The 13352-nt window shown below is 37.1% G+C and carries 20 protein-coding genes; 18 read left to right on the top strand and 2 right to left on the bottom strand.

The features are described 5' to 3' along the window. The first annotated feature begins 156 nt into the window (after positions 1-156). Positions 157-672, top strand: a complete 516-nt coding sequence (locus JVX94_RS05710; protein WP_205184885.1) for a sigma-70 family RNA polymerase sigma factor — start codon at positions 157-159, stop codon at positions 670-672. A gap of 7 nt (positions 673-679) precedes the next feature. Here JVX94_RS05710 and JVX94_RS05705 read toward each other — a convergent pair whose 3' ends face one another. Both JVX94_RS05705 and JVX94_RS05700 read right to left on the bottom strand, forming a co-directional pair. Next, positions 680-1090, bottom strand: coding sequence for a DUF4114 domain-containing protein (locus JVX94_RS05705; protein WP_205184884.1), 411 nt, complete (start codon positions 1088-1090; stop codon positions 680-682). Between the two features lie 106 nt (positions 1091-1196). Next, a complete protein-coding gene (locus JVX94_RS05700; protein WP_205184882.1) occupies positions 1197-1511 on the bottom strand; it encodes a hypothetical protein in 315 nt (104 codons plus the stop codon). Between the two features lie 315 nt (positions 1512-1826). Here JVX94_RS05700 and JVX94_RS05695 point away from each other — a divergent pair, with 315 nt between their 5' ends. From JVX94_RS05695 to gp17, 17 genes are all read left to right on the top strand, one after another. Beyond that, positions 1827-2414, top strand: coding sequence for a hypothetical protein (locus tag JVX94_RS05695; protein ID WP_205184879.1), 588 nt, complete (start codon positions 1827-1829; stop codon positions 2412-2414). Positions 2415-2521: 107 nt separating this feature from the next. Then, positions 2522-3295 carry a TraB/GumN family protein gene (locus tag JVX94_RS05690; protein WP_205184876.1) on the top strand — a complete coding sequence of 258 codons (774 nt, stop codon included), beginning with the start codon at positions 2522-2524 and terminating at the stop codon, positions 3293-3295. Positions 3296-3488: 193 nt separating this feature from the next. Then, positions 3489-4370: a DUF6731 family protein gene (locus JVX94_RS05685; RefSeq protein WP_205184873.1), complete on the top strand. Its 882-nt coding sequence runs from the start codon at positions 3489-3491 to the stop codon at positions 4368-4370. 12 nt (positions 4371-4382) lie between these two features. Further along, the gene (locus JVX94_RS05680) at positions 4383-4835 is read left to right on the top strand and encodes a hypothetical protein (RefSeq protein WP_025094071.1); all 453 of its coding nucleotides are present in this window, start codon (positions 4383-4385) and stop codon (positions 4833-4835) included. Between the two features lie 138 nt (positions 4836-4973). After that, positions 4974-5330 (top strand): HNH endonuclease, encoded by a 357-nt coding sequence (locus JVX94_RS05675; RefSeq protein ID WP_205184871.1) that lies wholly within the window; start codon positions 4974-4976, stop codon positions 5328-5330. Positions 5331-5729: 399 nt separating this feature from the next. Then, positions 5730-6233 carry a phage terminase small subunit P27 family gene (locus JVX94_RS05670; RefSeq protein ID WP_205184868.1) on the top strand — a complete coding sequence of 168 codons (504 nt, stop codon included), beginning with the start codon at positions 5730-5732 and terminating at the stop codon, positions 6231-6233. Continuing rightward, positions 6233-7945 (top strand): terminase large subunit, encoded by a 1713-nt coding sequence (locus JVX94_RS05665; RefSeq protein WP_205184865.1) that lies wholly within the window; start codon positions 6233-6235, stop codon positions 7943-7945. Before JVX94_RS05670 ends, JVX94_RS05665 begins: the two co-directional genes overlap by 1 nt. Before the next feature lie 11 nt (positions 7946-7956). Next, a complete protein-coding gene (locus tag JVX94_RS19550; protein WP_240193805.1) occupies positions 7957-8139 on the top strand; it encodes a hypothetical protein in 183 nt (60 codons plus the stop codon). A gap of 6 nt (positions 8140-8145) precedes the next feature. Beyond that, the gene (locus JVX94_RS05660; RefSeq protein ID WP_205184862.1) at positions 8146-9387 is read left to right on the top strand and encodes a phage portal protein; all 1242 of its coding nucleotides are present in this window, start codon (positions 8146-8148) and stop codon (positions 9385-9387) included. After that, positions 9380-10012 carry an HK97 family phage prohead protease gene (locus JVX94_RS05655; RefSeq protein WP_205184859.1) on the top strand — a complete coding sequence of 211 codons (633 nt, stop codon included), beginning with the start codon at positions 9380-9382 and terminating at the stop codon, positions 10010-10012. The genes JVX94_RS05660 and JVX94_RS05655 overlap by 8 nt, the downstream gene beginning before the upstream one ends. 35 nt (positions 10013-10047) lie before the next feature. After that, positions 10048-11235: a phage major capsid protein gene (locus tag JVX94_RS05650; protein WP_205184856.1), complete on the top strand. Its 1188-nt coding sequence runs from the start codon at positions 10048-10050 to the stop codon at positions 11233-11235. 22 nt (positions 11236-11257) lie between these two features. Continuing rightward, a complete protein-coding gene (locus JVX94_RS05645) occupies positions 11258-11554 on the top strand; it encodes a hypothetical protein (protein ID WP_205184854.1) in 297 nt (98 codons plus the stop codon). Positions 11555-11578: 24 nt separating this feature from the next. After that, a complete protein-coding gene (locus JVX94_RS05640; RefSeq protein ID WP_205184851.1) occupies positions 11579-11953 on the top strand; it encodes a collagen-like protein in 375 nt (124 codons plus the stop codon). 14 nt (positions 11954-11967) lie between these two features. After that, entirely contained in the window at positions 11968-12291 is a 324-nt protein-coding gene (locus tag JVX94_RS05635; RefSeq protein ID WP_205184848.1) for a head-tail connector protein, read from the top strand. Further along, positions 12245-12610, top strand: coding sequence for a phage head closure protein (locus JVX94_RS05630; RefSeq protein WP_205184846.1), 366 nt, complete (start codon positions 12245-12247; stop codon positions 12608-12610). The genes JVX94_RS05635 and JVX94_RS05630 overlap by 47 nt, the downstream gene beginning before the upstream one ends. Next, positions 12603-12986, top strand: a complete 384-nt coding sequence (locus JVX94_RS05625; protein ID WP_205184844.1) for an HK97-gp10 family putative phage morphogenesis protein — start codon at positions 12603-12605, stop codon at positions 12984-12986. The genes JVX94_RS05630 and JVX94_RS05625 overlap by 8 nt, the downstream gene beginning before the upstream one ends. After that, positions 12983-13351 (top strand): tail completion protein gp17, encoded by a 369-nt coding sequence (gp17, locus tag JVX94_RS05620; protein ID WP_205184842.1) that lies wholly within the window; start codon positions 12983-12985, stop codon positions 13349-13351. Before JVX94_RS05625 ends, gp17 begins: the two co-directional genes overlap by 4 nt. The last annotated feature ends 1 nt before the right edge of the window (position 13352 follow it).

Below are 13352 nucleotides of genomic sequence, written 5' to 3'. Positions count from 1 at the left end.
AAAAAAGAACGAACGTTCTCTTAAGAACAAATGTACCCAAAATCACACGCAGGAGCTTTCACATGAAGAGATAAAGGAACTCATGGGCATTTACCGCCCAACATATAAAAGAAGCAGTGGCGGGGCATTAAAAAGCAAATAAAAGGGGGAAGTATTTTGAGAGATTTAATCATTGAATATAAAAGAGCATTGAAAGGTGCTAAAAAGATGCACCGACAGTTATCGGCTCTTACTGACAGTCTCTTAACCACTGAACATAAGAGCGATAAAAAGATTATCGGTGGAATGATTTATGACCTTGAATATACAATTGAATGGCTAAAGAGTGGTAAAGAACCGGGTGCCCGCCGTGGTGCTGATCGTAGAAATGTGTATAAAAGAACAATACTATCTGACCCTCGGTTAATTGATGCATTGTCGGAAGAGTATGCTATTAGTTGGAGAACTGATGGAGAACTAAGTGAGTGTGATAAAGAAAGAATTGAAGATGCTCTTTCTGTTCTTACTGAAAGAGAAGTTGACATTTTCATTATGCATACTGTGCAGAATATGTCTTTTGAAGAGATCGCTCAGTTATTAAACATTAAGAAAGGTACAGTTCAGAAAAACATTGAGCGATCTCGTTTGAAAATGAAAAATAGAAAAGAACAAAGCCTATTCTGTTTAACTTGAATAGGTTTTATATAATCGTTTTTGCCATTACAACTGCATCATTGTAATCATTATCAGTTGCATCTTCAAATCCTATCTGAACATAGGCATTTTCTCTGGATAAACTAATTTGTTTGTAGGGGCTTTGTTTTATAGAATTATCATTAGGATTAATATTCCATGCTGTTAAAAATAATCTAATTGGCGAGGATCCATCATTCTTTTGGGATATCCAATCTTCATTACCTAAGTTTCGATTATCCTTTTTAACTAATTCATTATATTCTTCATCATATAGAATAATTGTATTTTCATTGGCTGCATCAAATCCAAACATTAGTTTAACTCTATACCCGGGATGAATATTTAATTCATAAGTTTTGTTTTCTTCCAGTAACATTTGTTTATTCGGTCCTAATGCATTAGAGGTATTTGGCATAATTATTTACTCCTTTATACTCTACTTCATATTTCCATCTAGATCATCAGGTGGAAATATGTGTTGTTATAAATTTAATTATTTTATAAAAGTGTTTATATCTTAATTAATTTTCAATATCTGCAATAACAATGTACTCTGCATCAGCAGAGATTTGTTCCCCCGCTTCTGACTCTCCATTTATTATAACAACACCTTCTACAGCATTAGTGTCATGAGGATGAGGACCAGCTAAGACTCTAATTCCATAATTTTTTATCCCTGATTTACAATTAATATTTATACTGCACAGGGCTGCAACTGCATAGTTAACTTTTCCATTAAACTTTATGTAATCTTTGTAATGAAAAGTGTTAGGGTCAGTTGCTAAATTTTCGTTATTTCTTTGGAAAGTACCAACTACTTTTACTTCTAACGTCAAAATAAACACTCCTTTACTGTAAATTCCTTTATATTTTAGGATAATTATTTTTTTTTATGCTCATCATAAATTTCCAATTATTGATTTTGCATTTACTTTTTATTGTTGAATAGAAGATATAACGATAATTCAATTAGCTGGTTAATCCGGTGTATTCTAATCATTGGTTTGAATAAAAAATAATTAATGAAGCTAAGGGTGAATTTTTGTCTTACGAGTTTGTCCTATTTGTAAAGGATGTTTTCGTTCGACAAATTTTGCGAAGAATAAAATTATTCAAATGGCACGTCGATATATAATCTGGGGTGATTATATATGACTAGGAAACTTGGAGAAGCTAAATATGTTAAAAGTTATTTAGAACGCCGCTATGGTAAGATTTACAACACTACTTTCAACGACGATGTTGAGTTACAAAAAACAATTATCTTAGAGCATGATAAAGATCAGTTAAACAGGTTGTTAAAAAGAATTGAAGCTTCAATAAGTATAGAGAAAGATACTCAAACTTTATTCAGTCAACCTTTTTCAATAATACTTGTTATGATTACTGTTATGATGTCAGCAGGAATGGCAATGGTATCAAGCTTAATGTCATTTATGAGTAGTATCTTTGGTAAATATTTAGACAGTAAAGATGTTAAAGAGATTAATTTTGACGAGTTGTTCAATTCTCTAAGTGATTTTACACCTGTAATTCGATATGCTTTATCAATTTCTTTTGTGCCTTTTTTGTTTTTAATTATTTTTTGGTATTTTTCTTATAAAAGACATAAGAATTTAGTTAGCAAGTTATATGCGATCTTGGTTTTATTGGAAGAGTGCATAGAGCACTATGATGAAGTAAAACAGCAAGTTAATTCTGAATTAATGAAAGAATCAAAAAATAGAATAACCACATAAGCATGTTGAGAATGATGAGAGATACATAATTAAGTTAACTGGTGGACTGTGTGGATAAATGTTTAGGCTAATTTATAATGTTCTTAAGAACAGATTGGAGATTTATGGTGAAAGATAAACAAATAGGTGTTTCTCATTTTGTATACGTTTGTATCATTGCATTATTAATCATTTCATTTATATTAGTATTTGCTTTTGGTGGTAGCCAGGATGCTGGCAACCAAGTGAATGTAATGGCTACTGGAATTTCTATAATTCTAGCAGTGATTGCGATATTTATGACTTTAGTAGATGTCGCTGGTCAAAGGCAGTCAATTATTGATATCAAAGAAACTGCTGAAAAATTAGCTGAATCACAAACGATTTCTCAAGAAACTGTACAGAAGTCAATAGAAACATTAAATGAATTAGCTGATTTTAGAAAAGAACTGTTGAAATCAGTATCTGATTATAGAAATGGCACAGAGGAATTAATACTCGAATTATTTAAAAAGGAAGAGCAATCAATAAGTAAAGAAGAATTGCAAGAATTGTTAAATAAACTTAATAGGAAAACTTCAGATTTAGAATCAAAAGTACAAAAAATTGCTCCAAATGAAAAAATTGAATATAGATCGCAAAGGCAAATTCTTATTGATTTTAAACAATGGGTTAGAAGTAAATATCAAAATCAGTCAAAAATAAAAAGTAGCGAATTTTTCGAAGAAATATATAGAAAATTCTCTAATATGGAAATTTCAACTATTAAGAACTATATATTATATACAAGAGGTGTATATATAAGTACTGAAGAAAACGAAGACTATATTGATTTAGAAAAGTTAATGAATGTTGAAGACACAAGACCATTTGTAAGAACAAAATCCGGCATAATTTTGTAAGTTGAAATAAAAAAGGCACACTTTTGGCACAATCTTGGCAAAGCGTTTTGTCTGAGAGTGGTTATGATGGTATTAGGTGATAAATTGAGAGCGGCTTCCATTGTGGAGGTCGCTTTTTCGTTCGACAAATTCTGCGTTTTATAAAGAGTTCAACTTCTTCAGACGATATTTTATCTGAAAGGAGTGTTTTATTTTGCCAACAAAAAAAGTAACCTATGATTTTTACACATTTAAGTGTCAGTCTGATCAAAATGCATTATTGAATGCGTTGGAAAATGAAATAAAATTACGCAATAATGAAGAAATTAATAATATCTCATTATTCGATTTTGTCGCGAGAATATGGGATATAGAGAAAACAAATGAAGGTTTTTATATTTGCAACGTCGAAAAAATAAATGTTCAAGACGAGGCGAATATTGGAGATCTTCAAGCAAAAAGAACAACTATAGCAACGACACCTACTCAAGGTCCGTTGTTTGATACAGCGTTCATGTATAATCCGAAAAATGAAGTTATTGTACTTCAAAGAAACTGGAAGGGGTTGACTTACAAATCTTTTCTTACATTCCTTCATAAATTAACAAATAATGAAGAGGTTAAACTCGAAATTATAATAGATCCAGATATACTTGTTAAATTAGAAAAAATGGATTTAGTTAAAAAGGTTCATTATACAATATCAAATCCAACAAATTTAAAGTTTGCAGAAAATAGTAATCGTGGAGTCAATGGTGACTTAGAGGTTGCGAAGAATTTATTAGGAAATTCTATGAGTGTAGTAATTGGATCAGATAGAGGTAAACAGCTCTCGTTAGAAATGGCAAAGAAAAAAATTAAGTCTCTTCTTAAATTTCCTGAAAACATTTCAAAATTAGATGTTCGAGGTCAAGTTGACGAAAATATGGAAACTATTCACCTAGTGAAACATAAGGTTACTCATGTTGAAATATTCAAATTGAAAAAAGAAGAAAGATTAACTGTTACTAAGATTCTGGGAGCATTACCAGTTGCATATAAAGCACATGAAATTGATTTAAATAGGATGTATTTGAATAGAGAAGAGAAAAATTAAGAGGGTGAAATAATGCAAATAATGCTAGAAAAAGCTTATCCGCTAATAGGTGGTTTTCTTGGTGTAATACTAGCTTTTATTTCTAAGTTTAATTTATTAGAAATAGAAAGTTATAAAGAAATAATGTCTTCTTCAATAAGCCTTGGTTCAATAGCAGTTGGTTTTCTAGCAGCGGCCATTACTCTTTTGCCTTCTCTATCTAATAATGAATTGGTAAAGAACTTAAAAAGGTTAGGGGCTTACCAAAAATTACTATTGTATATTATTAAAGCGATCATAGGTTTGTTTATAATATCAATTTTATCAATTGTAGGTCTTTTCATTACTAATATTTCAATAGGAATTGTAAGGGACCTTTTCGGTTATACTTGGATATTTATTTTCATAGTGGCTATCTTATCTATTATTAGAGTTATTCATCTGTTCTTAAAATTTCTAGTCTTGACTCAAAATAATATCGACTAAGATCATAAAAATGTTAAAGAAAAACATATTGTTTAATTGCATAAAGAATTTTGTGAATGTCACCGGGCTTAAAAAGTGTATATATCGAACTAGCATCCTTCGGGGTGCTTTTTATTTTTTGGGGGGGAATCATATTAAATGAAAAAGCCATTAAAGCCATGCAATGAGCTCGGATGTCCTCAGCTAACGCGCGAATCATATTGCAAGCAGCATAAGATATCGAAGCCTTCATACGATCTGCGCCGTGAATCATCAGCACGTCGCGGATATAATAGCCGATGGCGTAAAGCCCGTGAAGGTTATTTAGCAAAATATCCTTTGTGTCAGTCATGCATGTTACAAGGCAAACGCCTTGCTGCTACAGTAGTGGACCACATCAAACCTCATAAGGGAGATAAAAAATTATTCTGGGATTCTTCTAATTGGCAGCCATTGTGTGCGTCCTGTCACAGTAGAAAGACCGCCAAAGAAGATGGAGGGTTTGGGAATGGATAATCAAACATGCGTGTGTGATCAATGTGGCACAACATTCATTATTAAAAGTTGTTCTAGGATTAGAAAGATTGGCGAAGGGATCAAACAACATCTTCTAGTTTGTCCGAGGTGCAAGACTGAGTACACATCCTATTATACGAATGCGTATATCAGACAACAGCAAAGCAAAATTAGAAAGCTATTCGTTGTCCTTCGGAACACGAAGGCTGAAAAGGCTATCGAAATGCACAAGATGAAAATAGCAACACTTCAAGAAAACTTACAAATTGATATGAATCAGCTTCGCATCGAAGTGGAGGCCCCCCAGGGTTAAATCCCTAGAAACGATTTGCCGTAGACCGCGTCTCCCTCAACATCACGAGAAATTCCCTAAATGAAATTTTGAAAGGAGGTGAGAGGATGGCGAGGCCTAGACAACCTGTAGATTTATTGTTGGTAAAGGGTAAGAAAAACCTTACCAAGAAAGAGATTAAAGAAAGAAGAGAGCAAGAAATAAAGGCACCAGATGGCAAAGTGAAAGCTCCTTCTTATTTACCAAAAGACTTAAAAAGAGAATTCAAAAAGATAGCGGATGAGCTCAAAAACATCGGAATTATGACAAATTTAGATGTAGATGCGCTTGCCCGTTTTTTGTTTGCTCGAAAACAATACTTAGAAATAACAGAAATCTTATTAGAGACACCGATCACAACCCTTGCTGAAAATTCAGAGGGAGAAAAGTTTGAAATTGCGAATCCTGCCTATAGTGATCTTCTTATAAATCAAGACAAATTATTTAAACAATGCAGACAAGCATCAAGTGATTTAGGCTTAACCATTTCCTCACGCTGTAAACTCGTTATCCCAAAGAAAGAAGACAAGCCTAAGACAAAAGAAGAAGAACGCTTTGGAGGTCGCATGTAATGCTAACGCAAGAAATGACCGCGGAGCTTTTAATTGAGCACGTATGGTCATATTGCGAAAAAATCCAAGCGGGGGAAATAAAAGCAGGAAAGAAGCACAAATGGGCTGTTCAGAGGTTCATCAAAGACGTAGAGCGGCTAGCAGATGAAGATTGCCCGTATTATTTTGACGCGGAAGCAGTTCTTGATTTCTATGAATGGGCCAAGCAATTTAATCATGTCGAAGGGATATTAGCAGGTAAGCCAATTGAACTTACAGACTTCCAATTATTCATCGCTGCTAATATCTACGGCTTTTACAAAAAAGTGAATGGTGCCAGGCGTTTTAGAAAAGCATACATCCAGTTAGCGAGAAAAAACGCGAAATCACAGTTGCTGGCTATCATGGCTTCATATGAAATCTTTCCTACTAGAGAAAAACACCGCGTGTTTATTGCTGGTTGGTCAAGAGAGCAGTCAGATGAAGTCTATCAAGCAATCATTGAACAACTAAAGCACGCACCTATTTTAGAAGGGAAATACACAGACGCTAACGGGCAAGTCACAAAATACGCAACAAATTCAATCATCAAACCGTTATCCCGTGAAGCCCGAAAGGTAGGAGACGGAAAAAACCCTTCTCTTGGAATAGTCGACGAATACCAAGCACATGAAACAAGTGAAATTTATGATGTTATTGACAGTGGAATGGTCGCACGTCGAAGCCCTTTGATGGTTATCATTACTACAGCAGGTTTCAACTTAAACGGGCCGTGTTTCAAAGAGTATCAATATGTTTCCAAAATTCTTGATCCCGACATTGAAATTGAAAACGATGACTATTTTGTTATGATCTGTGAGCTTGATCCCGAAGACGACGTAAAGGATGAGTCGAACTGGATCAAGGCAAATCCGATTGTAGCAACTTATCCAGAGGGAATGGAATCACTACGGTCAGCGATAAAAGTTGCATTAGACGTGCCTGAAAAGATGAGAAGTTTCCTCACAAAAAACATGGACATATGGGTCGATCAAAAGGACAACGGCTACATGAAAATGTCTAAATGGCGGGCCTGTCATGGTGAAATACCTGATCTAAAAGAAATGGCGATCTATCTTGGTATAGATTTATCTATGACAACGGATTTGACTTCTGTCGGGTGGGTTGGCGTTCTTGATAGCTTTTATTATGTCGGCCAGCATTCCTTCATTCCAGAGGAAAAGGCAAAAGAGAAAATGGCCACTGATAAAGTGCCTTATGATTTATGGCGTGATCAAGGTTGGATGACATTTACACCAGGGGAGGCGGTTGATTATCAATTTGTCGAAAGGTGGATTATTGAATTTGCTCACGTCAACAAATTGAGAGTGATTGAAGCTGCTTACGATAAATATAATGCGTTGCACCTTGCACAAAGGCTTGAAAGCAAGGGATTTAATATGATTGAGATGCCGCAAAGGATTCAACATCTTTCTTTACCAACAAAGAACTACAGACAAAAGGTATACGAGGGTAAGCTTATTCATGGGAACGATCCACTTCTAACTTTTGCGTATAATAACGCAATCATCAAACAAGACGCACAAGAAAATATTATGTTAGACAAAGCGAAATCACCACAGAGAATAGATCCAGCTGCAGCGATAATGAACGCTTTTGCCAGGGCCATGTATCACGATATGGGGGCAAATGTTGACTTAAACAAACATTTTTCAGGAAATTTCAGTTTTTAGGAAGTGAGAGAGTGAAAAAATTTATTGTACTACTGAAATCAATATTAAACGACTTGCTGTTTATTGGAGGGTGCATCTTTATTCTGCTGGCAGCGTATCGGGTAAATACAAACATCGGTCTATTTCTGACGGGTGTATTTTTTATGTTTTATGCATACCTGCTGTCAAGTCATGCGCGGCAGAAAGAGAGGTGAAAATAAATGTTTATAGACAAGTTTTTTGAAAAACGATCCGGCTCAAAAACGTTAGACGGTTTCAGCCAGTTGATCAATCTGTTTGGAGGTAGAGAAACGGCAAGTGGTGAAAGAGTCAGTGAAAGTAATTCATTTGAGCAGCCGGACATTTTTGCCTGTGTAAATGTATTGTCTGATGACATCGCAAAGCTGCCGATACACACATTTAAAAAAGAGAGTCAAGGAGTCAACAGAAACCCTAATCATCCATCTGCCTATGCGATCTACGCAAGGCCTAACCCATATATGACTGCATATGTGTGGAAGAAACTCATGATGACCCATGTCCTCACATGGGGAAATGCCTATTCGATGATTGAATTTGGGGCACATGGGTTCCCTGAAAATCTTTACCCGTTGCGGCCGGATGCAACAAAAGCATACATCCATCCCGACTCAGGGAGGCTATGGTACCAAACCAACGTTAACGGAAGAACGATGGAACTATATGAACACCAAGTGCTGCATTTTAAAGGTTTATCAACGGATGGCATTCACGGTAAGTCACCTATTGGGGTAGTGAGAGAGCATATAGGCGCTCAAGCAGCTGCCACAAAATATAACGCAAAACTATATAAGAACGAAGCCACGCCGCGAGGTATTCTAAAAGTACCTTCTTTCTTGGATGAAAAACCAAAAGAGAACGTCCGTAAAGAATGGCTGCGGGTAAACCAAGGTGAAAACATAGCCATTATTGACAATGGACTAGAATATCAATCTATTGCCATGCCGTTGCAAGAAGCGCAGTTTGTAGAATCTATGAAATTCAATAAAGCTCAAATTGCCATGATTTACAAAGTTCCTTTGCATAAACTCAATGAACTTGATAAAGCCACATTTTCAAACATTGAGCATCAATCCTTGGAATACGTAAAAAATACACTGCAACCGTGGATCGTGAATTTTGAACAAGAATTAAATATTAAGCTGTTTACTGACAATGATCAAAAAGCGGGCCATTATGTAAAATTCAATGTTGATAGTGAGCTGCGCGGCGACAGTAAAACTCAAGCAGAGTATTTTAAGACCATGAGCGAAGCGGGTCTTTTAAATAAAAATGAGATTCGCGACTTGATAGAGAGAAACCCTATCGAGCATGGCGAGAAATATCTTTCCAGTTTGAATTATGTGTTCCTTGACTTTATGGAAGAGTACCAGCGACTTAAAGCAGGTTCAACCATGAAGGGAGGTGACAACAAGAATGAGTAAAGAAAAAGAAGTGCGGCTGCTCACGACGCCAATTGAGATCCGTTCCGGGGGAGAAGGACAAGCCGAATTTATAGAGGGATATGCCCTGAAGTTTGAAAAGTGGTCCGAGCGTTTGGGATGGTTCAAGGAGATCATAAGCAGGGATGCTTTAGAATCTACCGATCTATCAAACGTAGTTGCACTGTTCAATCATCGAGAAGACTTTCCACTAGCGCGAAATACCGTCTCAGGTGATTCAGGACGGCTTGAATTAGAAATAGATGGTATAGGTCTTAAATTTAGATTTAAGCCTACTGATACGTCGTACGCACGTGATCTCTGTGAGAATATACGCAGCGGTCTTATTAATCACTGTTCATTTGCCTTTTCTTTGGATTACAACGGAGACGAACCCGACGAATGGAGAATAAACCAAAACGAAGACATATACGAACGAAGAATAAACAGGATACACCGCCTTTATGACATATCTCTTGTAACGACACCTGCGTACAGAGATACCGAAGCTGTGGTAGGAGCCCGCAGCTTAGAGAAAGTAGAAGAAATGAAAGAACAACGAAGCGCACCAACAGATGAAATTCTAAAAATTGAATTGGAACTTTTAAGCCTTGATCTTCCCGAATAAGGCTTTTTTTCGTTCAATAAGGAGGAAAAATAAAAATGTCTAAAAAAGAAATTGAATTACGTCAGCAGTTTACACAAAAGAAAGAAGATGCTAATAAAGCACTAGCGGAAGGAAAATCAGAAGAAGCACGTCAGCTTCTCGATGAAGTGAAAGAGCTTAAGAATCAAATTGAATTGATGGTAGAAGGACGATCACTGAACGTGCCGGATTTACCTGGCGGTGAAAATTTTGTGCCGGAGCTAGAACGTAACCCGGAGGGACGGAAAGGCGCCGAGGAAGATAAAGAAGAACGTCAAAAGAAATTCACTAAGGTGTTCTTGAAGTCTCTTCGCGGTAAATATTTAACACACGAAGAACGTGAATTATTAGAAAACCCCGAGTTCAGAGCAATGTCGGGTATAAACCAAGAAGATGGCGGGATCCTGATCCCTGAAGATATTTCAAGAACCATTAAAGAGTTAAAGCGGGAGCAAGAACATCAACTTGAACAATACGTAACAGTGGAGCCTGTAGGAACTCGTTCAGGTAGCCGTTTGCTTGAAAAAAATGGAGACATTATACCATTTCAAAAAATCGAAGAAATGGGAGAAATTCCGGAAACAGATCATCCTAAGTTTACTAATCTATCATACACAATCGCTGATTATTCAGGGCTTTTACCTCTCTCAAATACATTGCTGCAGGATACAGATCAAGCCATCATGACACATGTGGCGAAATGGTTTGTCAAAAAATCAGTCGCAACAAGAAACGCTCTTATCCTGGCTATCCTTGATGGATTGAAAAAGGTTGAATTTAAAGGCCTGGACGATATTAAAAAGACATTAAACGTTACTCTTGATACTGCCATTACATCCAGCGCAATTATCATGACAAATCAAGACGGGTTTAACTACCTTGATCAATTGAAAGACGCGGATGGCAAATATCTACTTAAAGATATTCCTTCTGAACCGACTAACAAAATGCTGTTTGGTCGCCGCGTGGTGGTAATCTCAAACAAAGTCTTGAAAACAAAAGCAGGGAAAGCACCTGTAATCGTTGGGGATTTAAAAGAGGCAGTTGTCTTATTTGATCGTCAGCAACAATCTATCGCCTATACGAATCTTGCTGCAGGATCGTTTGAGACTAACACAACGAAAGTACGAGCGATTGAACGTGAAGACGTTGTGGCTTGGGACAAAGAAGCGGTAGTATACGGCCAGTTGTCAATCAGCGAGTAAATAAAAAAGAGGTGAATAAGTCATGCGAGTGACAAAAAATTACACCACTGACGGCGGGGATCGAACTGTCATTGGTGGTGTTTTAGAATTTGCAGGCGGAAAAATCGTCAAAGACGGCGAGGAAGTGAGTGTAGGAGGCGGCGGATCAGCTGCACCAGGAAGCGTGACACATGAAATGCTTGCTGAAAAAGCTGTCCGGTCAGTAAACATCGGGACGGGAAGCGTCATGCCGGAGCATCTTAATTCGTCTATTGAAACTAGACTCAAGGGAATGGAAGACGAAATAAAAGAGCTGAAAAGCAAACTGAGTAAAGAATAAACATTGGAAAGGAATTGATCTAACATGGCAAAAGATTTTCTGAATGAAAGTAATGGAGTATTAACATCTGCAGAGGCGGACGCTGACGGAAAACCTATCACGGCTGTTTACGTAAAGGGAAACAGCAAAGAAAATCCTCTTTTCATTCAAGGGATGCAAGGAGAACAAGGGCCTAAAGGTGATACTGGCCCTCAAGGTCCAAAAGGCGACAAGGGAGATCCTGCAGTAATTGAAACGGGAGCCATTAAGAACGATCATTTAGGCGATGGATCTGTGAACTCACGGACAATCGGTAAAGGAAGCGTTAAATGGGACAATATCAATTCAGAAGTGCAAAAAATGATCACTGATTTAGAGTCGCGAGTCGACAAACTAGAGGGTAAAGAAAATACAGAATAAGTAGGCGGTCTTCTATGGATTTAAAAATGCTGAAAGATGAATATTTAAAAATTGATACCGATCAAGATGACGCCTTGCTTAAATCCTTAATCAATGCAGCAAAGGGATATATCAAAAATGGAATAGGGCGGTATGTAGAAGGTAACGAGCAGTATGCGCTTGTAACAGGCATGCTTGTTGCTCATTGGTACGAAAATCGAGGGGTGTATGAGTCAGGCGTTTCCGGCTCATCCATCCCTTTTACTATTCGGGACCAACTAACCCAACTTCGCTATGTGGAGGCAAAAGAGGATGAAGAAGATAAGCGAGTTGAATCGTCGATTAACTTTTCAAGTTAAGAAAAGGGAGCAGGACGACGAGATGAAATGGAATGAATCTTATGAGAATGTTTTTGAGACATGGGGTTCAATTGAAGGATTTTCCGGCTCAAAATCTGACACGCTTGTGGCCGGAGCTTTAGGGGTCAAGTCACCGAAGAAAATTACAATAAGATATCGGGAAGACGTTAAGCAAGACATGCGAATCCTTCATCAAAGGGGAACCGATGACGCAGGAGAGCCAATATACCGCACTTTCGAAGTAATGGATTTTAACGACGTTGATAATAAAAAGAAGCAGCTTGAAGTCACATGTAATGAGGTCGGCATAAATGGCTGATATGGATATTGAAGGATTCGAAGATTTAACAAGATTTTTTAATAAAATCGGTGATGACGTTGAAAAAGCTGAAAAGGTTGCTCTTAAAGCTGGCGGAGAGGTAATAGCAGAACACCAAAAACGTAACGTGAATAAGAGTTCAAAAAATCAGCCTCACATGGTTGAAAACATTACCGTTTCTGCGGCAAGAGAATCAAAAGACGGTGAGCTGTTTGTTTCGGTTGGACCGAATAGAAAAGTCGCTTACAGAGGGCGATTTTTAGAGTGGGGCACGTCTAAAATGCCACCGCATCCGTTCATCGAGAAAGGCGGAATCGAAGGGGAGGGACCAGCTGTGAAGATCATGGAAAGAATTATCACAGCGCCTATTAAATGAGTCTTGATGCAAAGAAAGAATTGAGTGCAGCGTTAATAAAAAACAATGAATTAAAGCAGCTTGTCACGGGTGGTTTCCATAATCTTGTGGCCGATGATGTGGCCGCATTCCCCAGGGTTGTGTTTTCAGAGATTACAAATAGGGACCAGGAATACAGAGACAACCATTCCGCAGCAAGTGAGGTTCGATTCCAGTTAAGCATATTTTCAAAAGCAGACACACGGAAAAACGAAACAGAAATAGCGAAACAAATAGATCGTCTTATGAAAGATTTAGGTTACGGAAGATATGATTCAGTCGATCTTTACGAAACAGATACAAAAATCTTTCACAGAGGCATGAGGTACGTCAAAACATTTTTCTAGG

Source organism: Bacillus sp. PDNC022 (assembly GCF_016919285.1).
GTDB classification, from domain to species: domain Bacteria; phylum Bacillota; class Bacilli; order Bacillales; family Bacillaceae; genus Bacillus; species Bacillus safensis.
This window is presented reverse-complemented; position numbering and strand designations above follow the sequence as displayed.